Raw genomic sequence first — 18,876 nt, 5'->3', positions numbered from 1 at the left:
GCGCTGACAAGTGCCGCCCCTTTCTTGTTCAGTCAACGCAATCAAAGAGCAACCATGGCCAAGCCAGTCTTACTCAATAACATCACCCACCAGCACCTGCGCGTGCGTACCGGGCCCGGCGCCGAATTCGGCGACAACCAGATGGCCGCACCGATCATCGCGGCCGAGTTCCGTCAGGCGCAGGCGCATTATCCGATCGTGTTCCGGCCCACGGCCGGCGACGGCTTTGAAGCGCTGGCCTTGTTCGGCCTGGCTGCTGGCGACAACCTTTTCCTGAGCAATGACGGCTGGGATGCCGACTACGTGCCGCTGGCCGTGCGCCGCCAGCCGTTCCTGATCGGCGTCTCGGGCCAGGAACTGACCGTCCACGTGGACGAGGACAGCGCGCGCCTGCGCTGCGGTCCTGACGAAGGCGAAGCCGTGTTCCTGGAGGAGGGCAGTCCCACGCCGTATCTCGAGCAAGTCAATTCGATGCTGTTCGCACTGCACGAGGGCATGCTGGAAATGACGGGCCTGATTGCCGCCCTGCGCGAGCACGCGCTGCTCGAAGCATTCGTGTTCGAGATCGAACTGGCTGACGGCAGCGAGCGCCGGCTGGAGGGCCTGTACACCATCAACGAGGAAGCACTGGCAGCGCTGGACGCGGCGGCGCTGGACCGCCTGCACCGCGCCGGCTACCTGCTGCCGGTCTACATGGTGGTGGCGTCGCTGTCGAACTTCCGTGCCCTGATCGAACGCGAGAACCGCCGGTATGCCGTCCCACGCTGACGCCGTGATGCTGCCGGCGGTCCAGCCGATTGCCGAGATCGCCTGGACCGCCGGCGCGCCGCTGCCCGATGAAATCCTGGCAGCCACCGAACCGGTGGTGCTGCGCGGCCTGGTATCGCACTGGCCGATGGTGCGCGCCGCCAAAACGTCCAGCCAGGCGGCCGATGCCTACCTGCGCGGCTTTTACCGCGACGCCACCGTGATGGCGATGCACGGTGCGCCCGAGATCGACGGGCGGATTTTTTACAACGACGATATGTCCGGCTTTAATTTCAGCATGCAGCAGGTACGCTTCGACGCCGTGCTCGACGCCTTGCGCGCGCACCAGGACGATCCGCGCCCACCCACGCTGTACGTGGGCTCGACCACGATCGACGCCTGCCTGCCGGGCTTCACGGCTGAAAACGATGTCAGGCTCGGTACGCGCGATGCGCTGGCCAGCATCTGGGTGGGCAACCGCACCCGCATTCCCGCCCACTACGATTTGCCCGACAACCTGGCATGCGTGGCGGCCGGGCGCCGCCGCTTTATGCTGTTCCCGCCCGACCAGCTGGCCAACCTGTACATCGGTCCGCTCGACCTGACACCGGCCGGCCAGGCGGTCAGCCTGGTCGATTTCGCCGCTGCGGACCTGGTGCGTTATCCGCGTTTTGCGACCGCGTGGGCGCATGCTCGGCAGGCCGAGCTGGCCGCCGGCGACGCCATCTTCATTCCCAGCATGTGGTGGCACCATATCGAGGCGCTGGACAGTTTCAATGTGCTGGTCAATTACTGGTGGCGGCAGTCGCCCGCGTACATGGATACGCCTGCAACCACGTTGCTGCATGCGCTGCTGACCATGCGTGACCTGCCGCCGGCGCAGCGGCTGGCATGGCAGGAACTGTTCCGCCACTACGTGTTCGAGAGCGACGGCAGCGAGGCCGCCCACATCCCCGAGGCAGCGCGCCATGTGCTGGCGCCGATCGACGCCATGGGCGCCCGCATGCTGCGCGCGCACTTGCTCAACCGCATGAAGCGCTAGATGCGCGTCTTCCGAGAACAGCCGCATCGGCATGGGTTGCTAATATAAAAAGCTTTTCTTTTAATGTTCTGGAGTGGAATATTTTGTTGCTATTCAATAGACAATGATTTTCGAACAGAAAAACAACAAAATGCGGGGTTTTTCGACAAATGCCGTGCAAAAACTGCACTGGGTCTTTTCCCACCCGTCAATATTGTGAGAGATTCTTCCTTAGACGTCGAAAGTGCTGATCACCTTACCCGGTCGATGGTGCTTAGAAGCGCATGGAATCCATTAATTTCTCGGGAGTAGTTTTGAAACACACCATGAAAAAAAGTGCCATTGCTATGGCGCTGGGCCTGGCATTTTCGCAGCACGCTGCGGCGCAAGAAGCAGCAGCCACTGAACCCAAGCTGCAACGCATCGAAATCACCGGTAGTAGCATCAAGCGCACCGAACAGGAAGCTGCCGGCTCGATCCAGATCCTGACCCGTGACGATATCGAACGTACCGGCCAGACCACCGCACTGGGTATTCTGAATTCGTCGTCCGCGATCAGCACCGACATCAGCTCGGCATCGAGCAGCTCGGGCAGCTTCGCGACCGGTTCGTCCGGCGTGGGCATGCGCGGCCTGGGCAAGGTTGCTACTCTGGTCCTGGTTAATGGCCAGCGCATTGCACAATACGGCCTGGCCGATGGTGCACAACAAAACTTCACCAACCTCGATGCCATTTCAGCCTCGGCGATCGACCGCATCGAGATCCTGAAAGACGGCGCATCGGCCATCTATGGTTCCGACGCTATCGCCGGTGTGATCAACATCATCCTGCTCAAGGACTTCGAAGGCGCCCGTATTTCCGCGAACTATAAGGAATCCGAGAACTTCAAGGAAAACCGTAACAGCAACATCTCCGGCATCATCGGTTGGGGTGACATCGACCGTAACGGTTTCAACACCTACCTGACCTACGACGCTTACAAGAGCGACGGCTATTCGACCGGCGACCTGCGCAACCACTACCCGGAATGGCACCGCCAGACCCCGGGCCGCTCGACCTGGGACGTGCCAAGCGTTTATTCGCCAACCGGTAACCTGTACCGCAGCGCTTCCAACTATGTGGCGGCGCCAGGCTGCCCGGCCTCGTCGATCGATCCACGCGACGGCCTGTGCAAATACGACATCCTGCCGCAAACCGGCCTGACCACCGACGCCAAGCGTTATGCGCTGGCCAGCAACACGCACTTCCGCATCGGCAAGGATATCGACGCCAACTTCGAGATCACCCACGCCAGCGCCGCCAACGATTACATCGTTGCCCCGTTTGCCGTGCAGCCAACCACCGCGTCGAGCACCTGGTACAACGCCATCGATGGCAAAATGGTAGGGCCGTATTTTTACCCGAAACTGCCGGTTGGCCATGCCAACAACCCGTACAACGTACCGGTTGAATTCCGTGCCCGCATGATGGATACCGGCGACGGCTTCAACTTCAACCGCACCGAATCGAAACAGTCGCGCGTCATGCTGAGCCTGACCGGCGAAGTCAAAGGCTTCGACTGGAAATCGTCGGTCGGCTACATGACCTCGGACGCGACCAAGGCTACCCGCGCTGCCAGCGCCACCGGCTATACCAACGCCATCACCAGCGGCGCCTACAAGTTCAATGGTCCTGCGGGCACCAACAGCTATGCGCTGCTGGACTCGATGTTCCCGATACGCACCACCATCGGCGAATCGAAAATCGGTTTTGCCAATGCCGTAGTGTCGGGTGCAGTCGCCCAACTGCCGGCCGGCCCGCTGAACATTGCGTTCGGTACCGACATCCGCCAGGAAAAGTACGAAATGGCCAGCTCGGACAACGTGCTGCGTGGTGACCTGATTGGTATCGCCGGTCTGCAGGTCAAGGACAAGATGGACCACTACGCACTGTTCACGGAAGCGACCATTCCTGTGTTCAAGAGCGTTGAACTGAACGCTGCGCTGCGTGCCGACAAATCGACCAACAGCGACGTGCACTACTCCCCGAAACTGGGCGTGCGCTACACCGTGACCGACGGTCTGTTGCTGCGCGCTACCGCATCGGGCGGCTTCCGCGCACCGAACGTGGTGGAAACCGGCAACGGCCTGGGCCGCAGTTCGTTCGCAACCAGCACCAACGATCCACGTCGTTGCGGCATCGCCAGCACGCTGAACAACCTGGTGCAAAACGCTGCCAACGCTACCCCTGCCGACAAGTCGCAAGCCAACACTCTGCGCAACGCGGACTGCCTGGCCGGCGTGCCGACCTTCGTGTCCTCGAACAAGGATCTGAAGCCAGAAACCTCGCGTTCGTTCACCGCCGGTGTTGTCTTCGAGCCGATCAAGAACTGGACCATGGCGCTGGACTACTACCACATCGAGCGCAAGGATGAAATCGGTACCCGTTCGGTGGCCGACGTGCTGCGCGACGAAGCCAACCTGCCAGCCGGTCAATTGGTTCGTGTTGACAACACCGCTTCCGATGCGCAATTCGTTGCGCTGGCACGTAAGTATGCGCCAACCAGCACGACCAACTTCGGCGGCATTGGCGCCATCGGTTTGTTGTACAACCCATACGTCAACAGCGGCAAGACCCGTGCTTCGGGCTTCGACTTTGACGCATCTGGCCGCTTCAACACCCCGGTTGGTCAGGCTCGCCTGAAACTGGAAGGTACGTACCTGTGGAAATACCAGGAGTTCAGCGTTGCCGACAACGCTTACGACACCAACATGGCTGGTACCTACGACATGGGTTCGCGTCTGAAAACCAAGCTGCGCGGTAGCCTGAGGGCCGGTTCGTTCGACCATGGCATGACCATCAACTACGCCAGCGGCTACAGCAACAACAGCCTGGGTTCGCCAACCTACTGCGTGACCAACAATGTGTCGGCCGCCAATCTGGGTACTTGCGGTCATGTTGGCAGCAACACCACGGTGGATTACAACCTGGCGTACAGCGGTATCAAAAATACCAAGATCAGCCTGTACATCGACAACCTGTTCCAGCAAGATGCGCCGATCCAGTGGCGTGATGGCTTCTCGCCGCAGTTCCGTCGCATCGGCCTGACCGCCAGCTACACGTTCTTCTGATCGGCGCCAGCTGATCATGCCGCCCGGTAGCGATACCGGGTGACCACCGAAAGACCAGGCTCGATGCCTGGTCTTTTTTTTTGCGCTTTACATCACAAGGGGCGGGCGCTAGAGTTGCCGCATGCTCAATACCCTCAACACGTTCGACACCCATTTGCTCGATGGCGCCCCGCGCAGCGGCTTGCGTGGCATGCAGCGCTTCCTGCTCGAGTTCCTGTATTTCGGCATCAAGAACGCCCGTGCCTGCCTGTTCGTGGGGCTGTTCTTCAGCGCCGTGTTTTTGACCCCGCGCGCCGGCCTGTTCGGCGTGCCGCGCTACGACGTGCTGCTCGTTGCCGCGCTGGCCATCCAGGCCGGCATGGTGTGGAGCCGGCTCGAGACCTGGGATGAACTGAAGGCCGTGTGCCTGTTCCACCTGGTGGGGTTTGCACTCGAGGTGTTCAAGGTTTCCGGGGCGATTGCTTCGTGGAGCTACCCCGACTTCGCCTACACCAAGCTGTGGGGCGTGCCGCTGTTCTCGGGCTTTATGTATGCCGCCGTGGGCAGCTACATCATCCAGGCCTGGCGCCTGTTCGACCTGCGCATCCGCCACCATCCGCCGTACTGGATGGCGGTGCTGATCGCGCTCCTCATCTACGCCAACTTCTTTACCCACCATTACATCGGCGACTACCGCTGGTACCTGGCCGCCGCCGCGCTGGGCCTGTATGCCCGCACCATGGTGATCTACCGCCCGCTGGACCGCGACCGCCGCATGCCCCTGCTGCTGTCGTTCGTACTGATCGGCCTATTCATCTGGCTGGCCGAAAACATCAGCACGTTCTGGGGCGTGTGGCGCTATCCCAACCAGCTCGGCGCCTGGAGCGCCGTCCACGTCAGCAAATGGAGCTCATGGTCGCTGCTGGTCGTGATGACCTTCACCATCATCGCCCACCTCAAGCACATCAAGGCCAGCATCCACGTCCCCGACGCTTAAGTTCGGGGTCAGTGCCGACATCTAGACACGAGCTGGACTATTCAACGATGAGGCCGTGTCCGAATGTCGGCACTGACCCCGAAGTGGGTGGCGGCGGGCGAGGGAGCCGGTGAGGAGCAATCCGGCCAGTAGCGTGGCCCAGGTTTCGGGCTCCGGTACCGGTGCTACGCCGCCACCTGCATTGACGGGGTTGACCGTGATGTCGGTGTAGGCGAGGAAGCTCAAGGTCACGAACAGCTCGTAGTCGCCGGGATTGGCGAATGCCAGCAGGAAGCGTTCCTGGCGCGCGGCCTCGGTGGCGTACGGGTCGTCCCAGCGCAACGCGCTTTCGCGGTTGAGCGTGGTGGACGTCGTGCCCTCGGCGTCGGTGATGTCGATCGAGGCCCAGCTGAATACCGCGTAGTTCTCACCGGCCTCCATGGTGCGGCGCGCCTGCGTCAATAAATCGCCGCCGACCGTGAGCAAGGTGTGCGGCGCCAGCGTCAGCCCCACTTGCTGGTAGCCCTCGGCGCCCACGTAGTTGCCAATCCCCAGCGACATGGCGGCCGCCGCAGTGGCAGCAACATTGCCCACGGCGCCGGTGGTGCCAGCCACGGCGGTGCCGGGACCTGCGCTGGCGGGCAGCACGGCCTGGCCGGCAGAGAAGGGCGCCGGGTACACCGACAGCTGTGTGTAATTGCCGCCGTTGTTGAGCGTGTTGGAATAAGTCAGCAGGCGGCTGTCGCCATAGTTGAGCGTATAGCTGGGGCCACTGCCGTCCCCGGGCGTGAGGTCGATCACGCCGAGGGCGACATTCTCGATGCGCGAGGCGCCGTCGGCGCCGGCCTGGGCCGACGGCGCGGCGAGGGTGGTGGTCAGTGCGGCCAGGGTCAGCAGCACTGCGGGTAGCACGGTTTTCATGGGAGCTCCGGTGGGTGGAAGGATGAACGAGGCAGACGGGCGCCTGCCTGATCGATGCTAGGCCGTCGTCCACCCCGCCGTTTGCGCGCACGCAGGGACCGCCGCCAAACCCGCATGGCGCCACGCTTTACGGCCAAAAAAGCGCATCCGCGCCACAGCTTTTCCAACATGCAACGAACCCTTAACAACAACGCCGCAAAAACCTGACATACCTCGTACTAAGTTGTTGCGTCAAGGGTCTTTTCACGCTACACTAGCCGGCTTCGGTATGGATTCATCTTTTTATTGATCCGTACTTATTTTGTAGTTCAACATATCCCCGCCCAATCGTAGGTGGGAATTGGAGAAAAAATGAGCCTTGGCCTCCTCGGTCGCAAGGTTGGTATGATGCGCATCTTCACCGATGACGGGGATTCGATCCCAGTCACCGTTGTCGACGTATCGAACAACCGTGTTGCACAAATCAAAACTCCTGAAACTGATGGTTACACCGCAGTTCAGGTCGCATTCGGTCAACGTCGCGCTTCCCGCGTAACGAAAGCTGTTGCTGGTCACCACGCTAAAGCCGGTGTTGAAGCTGGTACTCTGCTGAAAGAGTTCCGCATCGACGCAGCCAAAGCTGCAGAACTGAAAGCTGGCGAAGTGATCGCTGCTTCCCTGTTCGAAGTCGGTCAAAAAATCGACGTTCAAGGTGTTTCGATTGGTAAAGGCTACGCCGGTACCATCAAGCGTCACAACTTCGCTTCGGGCCGCGCTACCCACGGTAACTCGCGTTCGCACAACGTACCAGGCTCGATCGGTATGGCGCAGGATCCAGGTCGTGTATTCCCTGGTAAGCGCATGACCGGTCACATGGGTGACGTTACCTGCACCGTGCAGAACCTCGAAATCGCTCGTATCGACGCCGACCGTCAGCTGCTGCTGGTCAAAGGTGCGATTCCTGGCGCCAAAAACGGCCAGGTCGTGGTATCGCCTGCTGTCAAAGTTAAAGCAAAGAAGGGAGCTTAAACGATGGAACTCAAGCTCTTGAATGCTCAAGGTCAAGCCGCCTCTAATGTTGCTGCCGCCGACTCCGTATTCGGTCGCGACTACAACGAAGCCCTGATCCACCAGATCGTCGTTGCTTACCAAGCCAATGCTCGCAGCGGCAACCGTAAACAAAAAGACCGTGAAGAAGTCCACCACACGACCAAGAAGCCATGGCGCCAAAAAGGTACCGGCCGTGCTCGTGCTGGTATGTCGTCGTCGCCACTGTGGCGCGGCGGTGGTCGCATCTTCCCGAACTCGCCTGACGAGAACTTCACCCACAAAGTGAACAAGAAGATGTATCGCGCAGGTATCTGCTCGATCCTGTCCCAGCTGGCTCGTGAAGAGCGCCTGGTTGTTGTTGAAGACTTCGCTATCGAAGCTCCAAAAACCAAGCTGCTGTCGCAAAAGCTGAACGGTATGGGCCTGGAGTCCGTGCTGATCATCACCGACGTCGCCAACGAAAACCTGGAACTGGCATCGCGTAACCTGCCTAACGTACTGGTTGTTGAACCACGTCACGCAGATCCGATGTCCCTGGTGTTCTACAAGAAGATCGTGGTCACCAAAGCTGCATTGGCCAAGATTGAGGAGATGCTGGCATGAGCGCATTGAAATTTAGCGAAGAGCGCCTGATGAAGGTGCTGGTTGCTCCAGTGATTTCCGAGAAGGCCACCATGGTCGCGGAAAAGAACGAGCAGATCGTGTTCCGCGTCACCACCGACGCAACCAAGCCAGAAATCAAGGCTGCCGTTGAACTGCTGTTCAAAGTGCAAGTGGAATCGGTGCAGACCGTGAACCGCGAAGGTAAGCAGAAGCGCTCGGGCGCCCACACTGGCCGTCGCAACCACACCAAGCGTGCTTTCGTGTGCCTGAAGCCTGGCCAGGAAATCAATTTCACCGAGGAGGCTAAATAATGGCACTCGTTAAGATGAAGCCAACCTCCCCAGGCCGTCGCGGCATGGTGAAAGTTGTCAACAGCGACCTGTTCAAAGGTCGTCCGCTGGCAGCCCTGGTTGAGAAAAAATCGAAAACTGCTGGCCGTAACAACAACGGCCACATCACCACCCGTCATATCGGTGGTGGTCACAAGCAGCACTACCGTCTGATCGACTTCAAGCGTAACAGCAAAGATGGCATCCCGGCGAAAGTGGAACGTATCGAATACGATCCAAACCGTACCGCGCACATCGCACTGCTGTGCTACGCCGACGGCGCCCGTGCTTACATCATCGCCACCAAAGGCATGTCCGTAGGCGATACCGTGATGAGCGGTTCGGAAGCCCCGATCAAGGCCGGTAACTGCCTGCCAATCCGCAACATCCCGGTCGGTACCGTGATGAACTGCGTCGAAATGCTGCCAGGTAAGGGTGCCCAAATGGCCCGTACCGCCGGCGCCGGCGTTGTTCTGATGGCCCGTGACGGCACCTACGCCCAGGTTCGCCTGCGTTCGGGTGAAGTGCGCCGCGTGCACATCGAGTGCCGCGCGACCGTAGGCGAAGTCGGCAATGCCGAACACAGCCTGCGCAAGATCGGTAAAGCCGGTGCCATGCGTTGGCGCGGTATTCGTCCTACCGTTCGCGGTGTGGTCATGAACCCGGTCGATCACCCGCACGGTGGTGGTGAAGGTAAAACTGCAGCCGGTCGTCACCCAGTGTCGCCATGGGGCCAGCAGACCAAGGGTAAGAAGACTCGCAGCAACAAGCGCACGTCTTCCATGATCGTCTCGCGCCGCGGCAAGAAATAAGGATAAATCATGACTCGTTCATTGAAAAAAGGGCCGTTCTGTGACGCCCACCTGGTGAAAAAAGTCGAAGCCGCGCAAGCGATCAAAGACAAAAAGCCAATCAAAACCTGGTCCCGTCGTTCGACCATCATGCCTGACTTCATCGGCCTGACGATCGCTGTTCACAACGGCAAGCTGCACGTGCCTGTGTACGTTTCCGAGAACATGGTAGGTCACAAGCTCGGTGAATTCGCACTGACCCGCACGTTCAAGGGCCATGCCGCTGACAAGAAGGCGAAGAAATAATGGAAACCAAAGCTATCCTCAAAGGCGTGCGCCTGTCGGACCAAAAGGGCCGTCTGGTTGCTGACCTGATTCGTGGCAAGAAAGTTGACGCAGCACTCAACATTCTGCAATTCAGCCCGAAAAAAGGCGCCACCATCATCAAGAAAGTACTCGAGTCGGCAATCGCCAACGCCGAGCACAACGATGGTGCCGATATCGACGAGTTGTTCGTGAAAACGATCTACGTTGAAAAGGGCCCGATCCTCAAGCGCTTCACTGCACGCGCTAAAGGTCGTGGCGATCGTATCTCGAAACAATCGTGTCACATTTATGTGACCGTCGGTAACTAAGGAGCTACGATGGGTCAGAAAATTCATCCAACCGGTTTCCGCCTGGCGGTCACCCGTAACTGGGCTTCGCGCTGGTATGCAGGCAACGGCAATTTCGCTGCCATGCTGAACGAAGACTTGAAAGCACGCGCTTACCTGAAAACCAAACTGAAGAACGCTTCGGTCGGTCGCATCGTTATCGAGCGTCCAGCCAAGAACGCGCGCTTCACGATCTACAGCTCGCGTCCAGGCGTGGTCATCGGTAAAAAAGGCGAAGACATCGAAGTGCTGAAGTCGGCGCTGACCAAGATCATGGGCGTGCCAGTGCACGTCAATATCGAGGAAATCCGCAAGCCGGAAATCGATTCGCAACTGATCGCCGATTCGATCTCGCAACAGCTCGAAAAACGCATCATGTTCCGTCGCGCCATGAAACGCGCGATGCAAAACGCCATGCGTCTGGGTGCCCTGGGCATCAAGATCATGTCGTCGGGTCGTCTGAACGGCATCGAAATCGCCCGTACCGAATGGTATCGCGAAGGCCGTGTGCCACTGCACACCCTGCGCGCTGACATCGACTACGGCACCAGCGAAGCTTCGACCACCTACGGCATCATCGGTGTCAAGGTTTGGGTATACAAGGGTGACCGCGCGCCGAACGGCGATGCACCAGTCATCGATACCCCACCTGACGAGAAAAAGCCACGTGGCCCACGTCGTGACGACGGCAAGCCATCGGGCCGTCCACGTCCAGCTGGTCCTGCAGGCGCCCGTCGTGCTGCTGCCAAGCCGGCTGAGAAAGCAGGAGAATAATCATGCTGCAACCAGCACGCAGAAAGTATCGTAAAGAGCAGAAAGGCCGTAACACCGGCATTTCGCATGGCACCGGCACTTCGGTGTCGTTCGGTGAGTTCGGTCTGAAAGCAGTTGCCCGTGGTCGTATCACGGCACGCCAGATCGAAGCCGCTCGTCGCGCCATGACCCGCCACATCAAACGTGGCGGTCGTATCTGGATCCGCGTTTTCCCGGACAAGCCGATTTCGAACAAGCCAGCTGAAGTTCGTATGGGTAACGGTAAAGGTAATCCAGAGTACTACGTCGCTGAAATCCGTCCAGGCAAAGTCCTGTACGAAATGGATGGCGTCGCAGAAGAACTGGCGCGCGAAGCATTCCGCCTGGCCGCTGCCAAACTGCCACTGGCGACCACGTTCGTGGTTCGTCAAGTTGGCCAATAACAGGAGTGAAATATGAAAGCATCTGAACTCCGCGGCAAAGACCAGGTAGCTCTGCAAAAAGAGCTGAATGACCTGCTGAAGGCCCAGTTCGGCCTGCGTATGCAAATCGCTACGCAGCAGCTGAGCAACACTTCGCAGCTCAAGAAGGTACGTCGCGATATCGCACGCGTAAAAACGGTAATGAACACCAAGGAAGCCAAATGACCGAACCAGTAAAGTCGCTCAAGCGCACCCTGATCGGTAAAGTGGTGTCCGACAAAATGGACAAAACCGTTACCGTTCTGATCGAACGTCACGTGAAACATCCTTTGTACGGCAAGATCATCGTGCGCTCGAACAAGTATCACGCGCACGACGAGACCAACCAGGTGAAAGCCGGTGACACGGTGGAAATCGTGGAAGGTCGTCCGATCTCCAAAACGAAGGCATGGACCGTGACTCGCGTGGTGCAAGCCGCGCAAATCGTTTAATTGAGACATCGCCGCCGGAACTGTGGTTTCGGCGGCGCTTTTCAATTAGTTCTTGCAAGCCCGCAAAAGGTATGTAATACTTGCGGGCTTCGTTCATGTAACGCCGCAAAGTGTCTGGCCACAGACGCTGAACCGTGCGGTCAGTAGCAGTACGAAGGTCAAGCACCCAAACAATGAGCTCTGCTTGAGCGCATTGGCGGGACCAAGACTGACCGCAGGTCCGCATTGTGTGGATTCTTCGGCTTAAGTTGGGAAAGAGAATACTATGATTCAAACTGAAAGCCGGCTCGAAGTTGCCGACAATACCGGTGCAAAAGAAGTTTTGTGCATCAAGGTATTGGGTGGCTCCAAGCGCCGTTATGCTGGCATTGGCGACGTGATCAAAGTAACCGTTAAGGTTGCTGCGCCACGTGGTCGTGTCAAAAAAGGTGAAATTTATAACGCCGTGGTTGTGCGCACCGCTAAAGGTGTTCGCCGCCAAGACGGTTCCCTGGTGAAGTTCGACGGCAATGCCGCCGTTCTGTTGAACGCCAAGCTGGAACCGATCGGTACCCGTATCTTCGGACCAGTGACGCGCGAGCTGCGCACTGAAAAGTTCATGAAGATCGTGTCCCTGGCACCTGAAGTACTGTAAGGAGTCAGCAATGGATAAGATTCGTAAAAACGACGAAGTCATCGTTCTGGCCGGTAAAGACAAGGGCAAACGCGGTGTCGTTTCGCGTCGCGTAGACGCAGAACACGTAGTGGTTGAAGGCGTCAACGTTGCTAAAAAAGCGACCAAGCCGAACCCGATGACTGGCGTACAAGGTGGTATCGTCGACAAGACTATGCCGATTCACGTGTCCAACGTTGCATTGTTCAATGCAGCTAGTGGCAAGGCAGACCGCGTAGGTTTCAAAGATGTCGACGGCAAAAAAGTCCGCGTCTTCAAATCGACCGGCGAAGTAGTGAAGGCTTAAGAAATCATGGCACGTCTCCAAGAGTTCTATAAAGAAAAAGTCGTCGCTGACCTGACCGAAAAATTCGGTTACAAGTCGGTGATGGAAGTTCCCCGTCTGACCAAGATCACCCTGAACATGGGTGTTGGTGAGGCAATCGCGGACAAGAAAGTCCTTGAGCACGCTGTTGGCGATCTGACCAAGATCGCTGGCCAGAAGCCAGTGACCACCAAGTCGCGCAAAGCAATCGCGGGCTTCAAAATCCGTGAAGGCTATCCGATCGGTACCATGGTTACCCTGCGCGGCGCTCGCATGTACGAGTTCCTGGATCGTTTCATCACCGTGGCCCTGCCACGCGTGCGTGACTTCCGCGGTGTGAATGGCCGTTCGTTCGATGGTCGTGGTAACTACAACATCGGCGTGAAAGAGCAGATCATCTTCCCGGAAATCGAGTACGACAAGATCGATGCGCTGCGTGGTATGAACATTTCGATCACCACCACCGCTAAGACCGACGACGAAGCGAAAGCTCTGCTCGCCGCCTTCAAATTCCCGTTCAGGAACTAAGAGATCATGGCAAAACTCGCACTGATTAACCGTGAAGCGAAACGCGTGGCACTGGCGAACAAATTCGCCGCCAAGCGCGCCTCGCTCAAGGCCATCATCGATGACCAGTCGAAATCGGAAGAAGAACGTTACGAAGCGCGTCTGAAACTGCAGACCCTGCCACGTAACTCGGCTCCGACCCGCCAGCGTAACCGCTGCGCCGTCACCGGTCGTCCACGCGGCACCTTCCGTAAATTCGGTCTGGGCCGTATCAAGCTCCGTGAATTCGCCATGCGTGGTGAAATTCCGGGTATGACTAAAGCTAGCTGGTAATAGGAGAATATGCAATGAGTATGAGCGATCCTATCGCCGATATGCTGACCCGCATTCGCAACGCCCAAGGCGTTCAAAAAACGACCGTGGCCATGCCATCGTCGAAAGTCAAAGTAGCGATTGCCAACGTCCTCAAGGACGAGGGTTACATTGAAGATTTCGCAGTTGCCGAAGATGGTGGCAAAGCGGAACTGAAAATCGGTTTGAAATATTATGTCGGTCGTCCCGTCATCGAGCGCCTGGAGCGCGTATCCCGTCCGGGCCTGCGCGTCTACAAAGGCAAGGACGAGATCCCAACGGTGATGAACGGTCTGGGTGTGGCCATCGTGTCGACTCCGCAAGGCGTCATGACCGATCGCAAAGCACGCGCTACCGGTGTCGGCGGCGAAGTTATTTGCTACGTCGCTTAAGGAGTAACACATGTCCCGTGTAGCTAAAATGCCAATCGCTGTGCCAGCTGGCGCTGATGTCGCCATCTCCGCACAAGCGATCACCGTCAAGGGCCCCCTGGGCGTCCTGACCCAGAACCTGAACGGCCTGGTAAAAGTACAAAACAACGACGGCACGCTGAGCTTTGAGCCAGCGAACGACAGCCGTGAAGCCAACGCCATGTCCGGTACGCTGCGCGCACTGGTCAACAACATGGTCAACGGCGTCACCAAGGGCTTCGAGAAAAAACTGAACCTGATCGGCGTGGGCTACAAAGCCCAAGCCCAGGGCGACAAGCTGAACCTGTCGCTGGGTTTCTCGCACCCTGTCGTGCATGCCATGCCAGAAGGCGTAACGGTTGTTACCGCCACTCCGACCGAGATCGTCATCAAAGGCATCGACCGTCAAAAAGTGGGCCAAGTGGCTGCCGAAGTTCGCGCTTACCGCGCTCCTGAGCCTTACAAGGGCAAGGGCGTCCGTTATTCGGACGAAGTGGTTAAGCTTAAAGAAACCAAGAAGAAGTAATTAGGGGCTGACGATGGATAAAAAAGAATCTCGTCTGCGTCGCGGACGTCAAACCCGGATCAAGATTGCGCAGCAGAAGGTCAACCGCCTGTCGGTTCACCGCACCAACCTGCATATCTACGCAAGCCTGATCAGCCCGGAAGCCAAAGTATTGGTTTCGGCCTCGACCCTGGAAGCGGAAGTACGCGCTGAACTGGCTGGCCAATCGGGCAAGGGCGGTAACGCCGCTGCTGCCGCACTGGTGGGCAAGCGTGTCGCAGAGAAAGCACTGAAAGCAGGAATCACCGAAGTCGCCTTCGACCGTTCCGGTTTCCGTTTCCATGGCCGTGTGAAGGCGCTGGCTGAAGCCGCGCGTGAAGCCGGTCTGAAGTTCTAAGGAGCGATCATGGCAAAAATGCAAGCAAAAATGGCAAGCGACAAGCCGGATGATGGCATGCGCGAAAAAATGATCGCGATCAACCGCGTGACCAAAGTGGTCAAGGGTGGTCGTATCATGGGTTTCGCCGCGCTGACCGTGGTTGGTGACGGCGATGGCCGCATCGGCATGGGCAAGGGCAAGTCGAAAGAAGTACCAGTGGGTGTGCAGAAGGCAATGGAAGAAGCCCGTCGCAACCTGATCAAAGTACCGTTGAAAAACGGCACCCTGCATCACACCGTACACGGTCGTCATGGCGCATCGAAAGTAATGATGATCCCTGCGAAACCAGGTACCGGCGTGATCGCTGGTGGCGCCATGCGCGCTATCTTCGAAGTAATGGGCGTGACCGACGTCGTGGCGAAATCCACCGGCTCGAGCAACCCTTACAATCTGGTGCGTGCGACCCTCGACGGTCTGGCAAAAATGACGACTGCTTCCGATATCGCTGCCAAGCGCGGCAAGTCGGTTGAAGAGATCCTGGGCTAAGGTGAACGATATGACTAACAAAACTGTCAAAGTACAACTGGTCAAGGGCTTGATCGGTACGCGTGAAGATCACCGTGCCACCGTACGCGGCCTGGGCCTGCGTCGTGTTAACTCGGTTTCCGAGTTGCAGGACACCCCATCCGTGCGCGGCATGATCAACAAAGTCTCGTACCTCGTTAAAGTAGTTGGGTAAGCCGCAAGGCTTACACACGGAGAAATCATGGAACTGAATACCATTCAACCAGCCGACGGCGCCAAGCACTACAAGCGTCGCGTCGGCCGCGGTATCGGCTCCGGTCTGGGCAAAACCTCGGGCCGTGGTCACAAGGGTCAAAAATCGCGTTCGGGCGGCTTCCACAAAGTCGGCTTCGAAGGCGGTCAGATGCCTCTGCAACGCCGTCTGCCTAAGCGCGGTTTCAAGTCGCTCAACGCCACCTTCAAAGCTGAAGTGCGTCTGTCCGACCTGAACAACCTGGCTGTTGGCGATGTCGACATCCTGGTGCTGAAGCAAGCTGGCGTTCTGAGCGTGCTGGCACGCGACGTGCGCGTCATCCTGTCCGGCGAGATCACCAAAGCGGTGAACCTCAAGGGCCTGAAAGTGACCGCTGGCGCGAAAGCAGCCATCGAAGCAGCTGGCGGCTCGGTAGCCTGAGCTTGCCGCTAAACAGCTTGATCGGAGCGAAAATTGGCGACTAATCCACAACTTGCAAAAAGCGCTGCAGCCGGGTTCCCTTGGGGCCGGCTCTGGTTCTTGCTTGGCGCATTGGTGGTATATCGTATCGGTGCTCACATCCCGGTCCCCGGGATTGATCCGGTACAGCTGGCCGCGCTGTTCAAGTCGCAAGAGGGCGGCATCCTGGGCATGTTGAACATGTTCAGTGGTGGCGCTCTCGCGCGCTTTACGGTGTTTGCGCTGGGTATCACGCCGTACATCTCGGCCTCGATCATCATGCAGTTGGTGTCGATCGTCTCGCCGCAGATGGAAGCGCTCAAGAAGGAAGGCGAAGCAGGCCGTCGCAAGATCACCCAATACACCCGTTATTTCACGGTTGTTCTGGCTACGTTCCAGGCCCTCGGCATTGCCGTCGCTCTGGAGTCGCAACAAGGTCTGGTGCTCGATCCTGGTTACGCATTCCGTTTCGTAACGGTCGTAACGCTGTTGACCGGAACCATGTTCGTGATGTGGTTGGGCGAGCAAATTACCGAGCGTGGCTTAGGTAATGGCATCTCGATCATCATTTTCGCAGGTATCGCAGCCGGTTTGCCGGGCGCGCTGGGTGGCTTGGGCTCCTCGGTGTCGAACGGATCGATTGGTGCTTTCTCGGCGATCATCATCATGATCCTGGTAGTGGCGGTAACGTTCTTCGTGGTATTTGTGGAACGTGGCCAACGCAAGATTCTGGTGAACTATGCGAAACGCCAGGTGGGTAACAAGATTTACGGTGGACAAACGTCGCACCTGCCATTGAAGTTGAACATGGCTGGCGTGATCCCACCGATCTTCGCTTCGTCGATTATCTTGTTCCCGGCAACGATCGTGGGCTGGTTCACGACAGGCGCTGACACCACCAACCCGGTGGTCCGGTTCCTGAAAGATTTGGCTGCATCGATGGGGCCAGGCGAGCCCATCCACGCACTGTTGTACGCGGTGGCCATCGTGTTCTTCTGCTTCTTTTACACCGCGCTGGTTTTCAACAGCAAGGAAACAGCAGATAACTTGAAGAAGAGCGGGGCCTTTGTGCCAGGGATTCGTCCCGGTGAGCAGACTGCCCGTTACATCGACAAGATCCTGACACGACTGACACTGGCTGGCGCCATTTACATCACTTTGGTGTGCTTGCTGCCGGAATTCATGGTCGCTGAGTGGAAAGTACCTTTCTATTTTGGCGGTACTTCTCTGTTGATTATTGTGGTTGTTACCATGGATTTCATGGCGCAAGTACAAAACTACGTGATGTCGCAGCAATATGAATCGCTGCTGCGCAAAGCAAACTTCAAGGGCGGAATTCCGACGCGATAAGCGCGGTAAACATACCGAATGGCAAAAGACGACGTCATACAGATGCAAGGCGAGATTCTTGAGAATCTCCCGAATGCAACATTTCGAGTGAAACTGGAAAACGGACACGTGGTGCTCGGACATATTTCGGGTAAAATGCGGATGAACTATATCCGCATCCTCCCTGGCGACAAGGTGACGGTAGAGCTGACACCTTACGACCTGTCCCGTGCCCGCATCGTGTTCCGGACCAAGTAAATTTAATCGAACCTTTTAGAAGAGAGTTCATAATGAAAGTTAACGCCTCAGTTAAGCGGATCTGCCGCAACTGCAAGATCATCAAGCGCAAGGGCGTTGTTCGCGTAATCTGCGTCGAACCACGTCACAAGCAGCGTCAAGGTTAATAACCGTTATTTATCGAGGAATAACGAATGGCACGTATTGCAGGGGTTAATATCCCAAATCATCAGCACACCGTTATCGGCCTGACGGCCATCTACGGTGTTGGCCGCCCGCGCGCAAAGTTCATCTGCGCCGCGACGGGTATTGCGACCGACAAAAAGGTCAAAGACCTGGACGACAGCGAACTGGAAAAGCTGCGCGATGAAGTAGCAAAATTCATCGTCGAAGGCGATCTGCGTCGCGAACTGTCCATGAACATCAAGCGTTTGATGGATCTGGGTTGCTACCGCGGTATGCGTCACCGTAAGGGCCTGCCGGTCCGCGGTCAGCGTACCCGCACCAATGCACGTACCCGCAAGGGCCCGCGCAAAGCCGCTCAATCGCTCAAGAAATAATCTAGGGAAATCACATGGCTAAGCAACAAAGCAGCGCAGCAGCAGCCCGCGTGCGCAAGAAGGTCAAGAAGAACGTTGCAGAAGGTATCGCACACGTTCACGCTTCCTTCAACAACACCATCATCACCATTACCGACCGTCAGGGCAATGCTCTGTCGTGGGCTACCTCCGGTGGCGCTGGCTTCAAGGGTTCGCGTAAATCGACTCCGTTCGCAGCGCAGGTTGCGGCTGAAGCAGCTGGTAAAGTGGCAGTGGAATGCGGCGTGAAGAACCTGGAAGTGCGTATCAAGGGCCCAGGTCCTGGTCGCGAGTCCGCAGTGCGCGCACTGAACAACCTGGGCATCAAGATCACCGAAATCCAGGACGTTACCCCAGTGCCACACAACGGCTGCCGTCCACCTAAGCGTCGTCGTATCTAAGGAAATCTCGGAAAACCTACTGCGCGATCCGCTATCGCCTCTCCGTTGCTTAGCGTACCTCTGTACGCTTCCGCTACTCGAGACGATAGCGAACCGCTCGCTACGGTTTTGCGAGTTCCTGGCAGTTAGCTGTCAAAAATCGCTGGAGCAGATGACCGGAA

At 57.7% G+C, this 18,876-nt stretch carries 30 protein-coding genes; 29 read left to right on the top strand and 1 reads right to left on the bottom strand.

Features of this window, described 5'->3' with window-relative positions:
* Positions 1–54 precede the first annotated feature (54 nt).
* From SR858_RS24380 to SR858_RS24365, 4 genes are all read left to right on the top strand, one after another.
* Positions 55–768, top strand: a complete 714-nt coding sequence (locus SR858_RS24380) for a SapC family protein (RefSeq protein ID WP_019923498.1) — start codon at positions 55–57, stop codon at positions 766–768.
* Complete coding sequence (locus tag SR858_RS24375; protein WP_019923497.1) at positions 752–1,789, top strand: cupin-like domain-containing protein; 1,038 nt, start codon at positions 752–754, stop codon at positions 1,787–1,789. The genes SR858_RS24380 and SR858_RS24375 overlap by 17 nt, the downstream gene beginning before the upstream one ends.
* A gap of 305 nt (positions 1,790–2,094) precedes the next feature.
* A complete protein-coding gene (locus SR858_RS24370; RefSeq protein ID WP_019923496.1) occupies positions 2,095–4,878 on the top strand; it encodes a TonB-dependent receptor domain-containing protein in 2,784 nt (927 codons plus the stop codon).
* Positions 4,879–4,999: 121 nt separating this feature from the next.
* A complete protein-coding gene (locus SR858_RS24365) occupies positions 5,000–5,854 on the top strand; it encodes a DUF817 domain-containing protein (RefSeq protein WP_019923495.1) in 855 nt (284 codons plus the stop codon).
* A gap of 21 nt (positions 5,855–5,875) precedes the next feature.
* Here the strand turns inward: SR858_RS24365 and SR858_RS24360 are convergent, their stop codons facing one another.
* Positions 5,876–6,754, bottom strand: a complete 879-nt coding sequence (locus SR858_RS24360; RefSeq protein ID WP_019923494.1) for a PEP-CTERM domain protein — start codon at positions 6,752–6,754, stop codon at positions 5,876–5,878.
* 351 nt (positions 6,755–7,105) lie between these two features.
* On the opposite strand from SR858_RS24360, the gene rplC reads away from it, so the two are divergent.
* The 25 genes from rplC to rpsK all read left to right on the top strand — a co-directional run bounded on the left by rplC (position 7,106) and on the right by rpsK (position 18,715).
* Complete coding sequence (gene rplC, locus SR858_RS24355) at positions 7,106–7,762, top strand: 50S ribosomal protein L3 (RefSeq protein ID WP_019923493.1); 657 nt, start codon at positions 7,106–7,108, stop codon at positions 7,760–7,762.
* A 3-nt stretch (positions 7,763–7,765) separates the two neighbouring features.
* On the top strand, positions 7,766–8,386 hold the full coding sequence (gene rplD / locus SR858_RS24350; RefSeq protein WP_019923492.1) for a 50S ribosomal protein L4: 621 nt from the start codon (positions 7,766–7,768) through the stop codon (positions 8,384–8,386).
* Positions 8,383–8,697: a 50S ribosomal protein L23 gene (rplW, locus tag SR858_RS24345; protein WP_019923491.1), complete on the top strand. Its 315-nt coding sequence runs from the start codon at positions 8,383–8,385 to the stop codon at positions 8,695–8,697. Before rplD ends, rplW begins: the two co-directional genes overlap by 4 nt.
* The gene (gene rplB / locus SR858_RS24340) at positions 8,697–9,527 is read left to right on the top strand and encodes a 50S ribosomal protein L2 (RefSeq protein ID WP_026637584.1); all 831 of its coding nucleotides are present in this window, start codon (positions 8,697–8,699) and stop codon (positions 9,525–9,527) included. Before rplW ends, rplB begins: the two co-directional genes overlap by 1 nt.
* 9 nt (positions 9,528–9,536) lie before the next feature.
* The gene (gene rpsS / locus SR858_RS24335) at positions 9,537–9,812 is read left to right on the top strand and encodes a 30S ribosomal protein S19 (protein WP_026133139.1); all 276 of its coding nucleotides are present in this window, start codon (positions 9,537–9,539) and stop codon (positions 9,810–9,812) included.
* On the top strand, positions 9,809–10,141 hold the full coding sequence (gene rplV, locus SR858_RS24330; protein ID WP_174864456.1) for a 50S ribosomal protein L22: 333 nt from the start codon (positions 9,809–9,811) through the stop codon (positions 10,139–10,141). Before rpsS ends, rplV begins: the two co-directional genes overlap by 4 nt.
* A gap of 9 nt (positions 10,142–10,150) precedes the next feature.
* Complete coding sequence (gene rpsC, locus SR858_RS24325; protein ID WP_019923488.1) at positions 10,151–10,933, top strand: 30S ribosomal protein S3; 783 nt, start codon at positions 10,151–10,153, stop codon at positions 10,931–10,933.
* Between the two features lie 2 nt (positions 10,934–10,935).
* Positions 10,936–11,355, top strand: a complete 420-nt coding sequence (gene rplP, locus SR858_RS24320; RefSeq protein ID WP_019923487.1) for a 50S ribosomal protein L16 — start codon at positions 10,936–10,938, stop codon at positions 11,353–11,355.
* A 12-nt stretch (positions 11,356–11,367) separates the two neighbouring features.
* Positions 11,368–11,559: a 50S ribosomal protein L29 gene (rpmC, locus tag SR858_RS24315; protein ID WP_019923486.1), complete on the top strand. Its 192-nt coding sequence runs from the start codon at positions 11,368–11,370 to the stop codon at positions 11,557–11,559.
* On the top strand, positions 11,556–11,825 hold the full coding sequence (gene rpsQ, locus SR858_RS24310) for a 30S ribosomal protein S17 (RefSeq protein WP_008444314.1): 270 nt from the start codon (positions 11,556–11,558) through the stop codon (positions 11,823–11,825). Before rpmC ends, rpsQ begins: the two co-directional genes overlap by 4 nt.
* 265 nt (positions 11,826–12,090) lie before the next feature.
* Positions 12,091–12,459, top strand: a complete 369-nt coding sequence (gene rplN / locus SR858_RS24305; RefSeq protein ID WP_019923485.1) for a 50S ribosomal protein L14 — start codon at positions 12,091–12,093, stop codon at positions 12,457–12,459.
* 10 nt (positions 12,460–12,469) lie between these two features.
* A complete protein-coding gene (rplX, locus tag SR858_RS24300) occupies positions 12,470–12,784 on the top strand; it encodes a 50S ribosomal protein L24 (protein ID WP_019923484.1) in 315 nt (104 codons plus the stop codon).
* 6 nt (positions 12,785–12,790) lie between these two features.
* On the top strand, positions 12,791–13,330 hold the full coding sequence (gene rplE / locus SR858_RS24295) for a 50S ribosomal protein L5 (protein WP_019923483.1): 540 nt from the start codon (positions 12,791–12,793) through the stop codon (positions 13,328–13,330).
* Positions 13,331–13,336: 6 nt separating this feature from the next.
* Positions 13,337–13,642 carry a 30S ribosomal protein S14 gene (gene rpsN, locus SR858_RS24290; RefSeq protein ID WP_019923482.1) on the top strand — a complete coding sequence of 102 codons (306 nt, stop codon included), beginning with the start codon at positions 13,337–13,339 and terminating at the stop codon, positions 13,640–13,642.
* A 14-nt stretch (positions 13,643–13,656) separates the two neighbouring features.
* Entirely contained in the window at positions 13,657–14,052 is a 396-nt protein-coding gene (rpsH, locus tag SR858_RS24285) for a 30S ribosomal protein S8 (RefSeq protein WP_019923481.1), read from the top strand.
* Between the two features lie 10 nt (positions 14,053–14,062).
* Positions 14,063–14,596 (top strand): 50S ribosomal protein L6, encoded by a 534-nt coding sequence (gene rplF, locus SR858_RS24280; protein WP_026637583.1) that lies wholly within the window; start codon positions 14,063–14,065, stop codon positions 14,594–14,596.
* Between the two features lie 13 nt (positions 14,597–14,609).
* Complete coding sequence (gene rplR / locus SR858_RS24275; RefSeq protein ID WP_019923479.1) at positions 14,610–14,972, top strand: 50S ribosomal protein L18; 363 nt, start codon at positions 14,610–14,612, stop codon at positions 14,970–14,972.
* Positions 14,973–14,981: 9 nt separating this feature from the next.
* Entirely contained in the window at positions 14,982–15,500 is a 519-nt protein-coding gene (gene rpsE, locus SR858_RS24270) for a 30S ribosomal protein S5 (protein ID WP_019923478.1), read from the top strand.
* A gap of 10 nt (positions 15,501–15,510) precedes the next feature.
* Positions 15,511–15,693 carry a 50S ribosomal protein L30 gene (gene rpmD / locus SR858_RS24265; protein WP_019923477.1) on the top strand — a complete coding sequence of 61 codons (183 nt, stop codon included), beginning with the start codon at positions 15,511–15,513 and terminating at the stop codon, positions 15,691–15,693.
* 27 nt (positions 15,694–15,720) lie between these two features.
* Positions 15,721–16,152 carry a 50S ribosomal protein L15 gene (rplO, locus tag SR858_RS24260; RefSeq protein ID WP_008444334.1) on the top strand — a complete coding sequence of 144 codons (432 nt, stop codon included), beginning with the start codon at positions 15,721–15,723 and terminating at the stop codon, positions 16,150–16,152.
* A 33-nt stretch (positions 16,153–16,185) separates the two neighbouring features.
* The gene (secY, locus tag SR858_RS24255) at positions 16,186–17,520 is read left to right on the top strand and encodes a preprotein translocase subunit SecY (RefSeq protein WP_026637582.1); all 1,335 of its coding nucleotides are present in this window, start codon (positions 16,186–16,188) and stop codon (positions 17,518–17,520) included.
* Positions 17,521–17,538: 18 nt separating this feature from the next.
* Entirely contained in the window at positions 17,539–17,757 is a 219-nt protein-coding gene (infA, locus tag SR858_RS24250) for a translation initiation factor IF-1 (protein ID WP_005663428.1), read from the top strand.
* A gap of 32 nt (positions 17,758–17,789) precedes the next feature.
* Positions 17,790–17,903: a 50S ribosomal protein L36 gene (gene rpmJ, locus SR858_RS24245; protein ID WP_005663407.1), complete on the top strand. Its 114-nt coding sequence runs from the start codon at positions 17,790–17,792 to the stop codon at positions 17,901–17,903.
* Positions 17,904–17,930: 27 nt separating this feature from the next.
* Positions 17,931–18,296 (top strand): 30S ribosomal protein S13, encoded by a 366-nt coding sequence (gene rpsM, locus SR858_RS24240; protein WP_019923475.1) that lies wholly within the window; start codon positions 17,931–17,933, stop codon positions 18,294–18,296.
* 14 nt (positions 18,297–18,310) lie between these two features.
* On the top strand, positions 18,311–18,715 hold the full coding sequence (gene rpsK / locus SR858_RS24235; RefSeq protein WP_008444339.1) for a 30S ribosomal protein S11: 405 nt from the start codon (positions 18,311–18,313) through the stop codon (positions 18,713–18,715).
* Positions 18,716–18,876 lie beyond the last annotated feature (161 nt).

Source organism: Duganella zoogloeoides (genome assembly GCF_034479515.1).
GTDB lineage: Bacteria > Pseudomonadota > Gammaproteobacteria > Burkholderiales > Burkholderiaceae_D > Rugamonas > Rugamonas zoogloeoides.
The sequence above is the reverse complement of the archived record's forward strand: the minus strand, read 5'-3'. Positions and strand labels throughout refer to the sequence as shown.